At 75.4% G+C, this 679-nt stretch carries 1 protein-coding gene; it reads right to left on the bottom strand.

Going from position 1 to position 679, the window contains the following annotated elements:
* The coding region (locus C1I93_RS30845; RefSeq protein WP_146603624.1) for an AlkA N-terminal domain-containing protein at positions 1-679 on the bottom strand (679 nt) is incomplete at both ends.

The raw sequence follows: 679 nt of genomic DNA, 5'->3' as shown, positions 1-679 counted from the left end.
GGCCAGGGAGACCTGTTGGGTGGTGATGGCGCGGACGGCGATCTCGAAGCCGTCGGGCGCGTGGGGGACGCGGATGCCGGGTTCGGCGGCGACCGGCGGGGCTAGGACCGGATCCGCGGCCAGGGTTTGATCGATGGCGACCGGGTCGGCGTCGAGGTCGAAGAGGTGTCGGCAGCGGGCCACGGCGGGCGCCAGGTCCCGCAGGTCGGTCAGGCGCAACGTCGCGGCCACGTACCCGTCCGCCGGGGTCAGGGCCGCTTCGCCGGTGCCGTGTGGCAGCCGCAACCCCCGGTGGTACGTCCCGTCGCGCACCTCGTCCACCCCCGGCAGCGTGCGCCGGGCGAGGAAGTCCAGCAGCGCGGCGGCGTGCAGTGGCGGACGGTACGCCAACCGCAGCGACACCGTCCCCGCGCCGCCGATCGTGCCCCGGCGGCCCGCGCGCAACTGCGACGGGGCCACCCCGTACACCTCGCGGAGCGTGTCGTTGAACTGCCGGACGCTGCCGAACCCGGCGGCGAACGCGATCTCGGCCAACCCCAGCTCGGTGGTCTCGATGAGCGTCCGGGCGGTCTGTGCGCGTTGGGCCCGAGCCAGCGCCAACGGCCCCGCGCCCAACTCGGCCCGCAGCAGCCGGTGCAGGTGCCGCTCGGTGTACCCGAGTTTGGCCGCCAGCCCCGGC

The sequence above is a fragment of the Micromonospora endophytica genome (genome assembly GCF_003236305.1).
Taxonomy (GTDB): Bacteria; Actinomycetota; Actinomycetes; order Mycobacteriales; family Micromonosporaceae; genus Micromonospora; species Micromonospora endophytica.
This window is presented reverse-complemented; position numbering and strand designations above follow the sequence as displayed.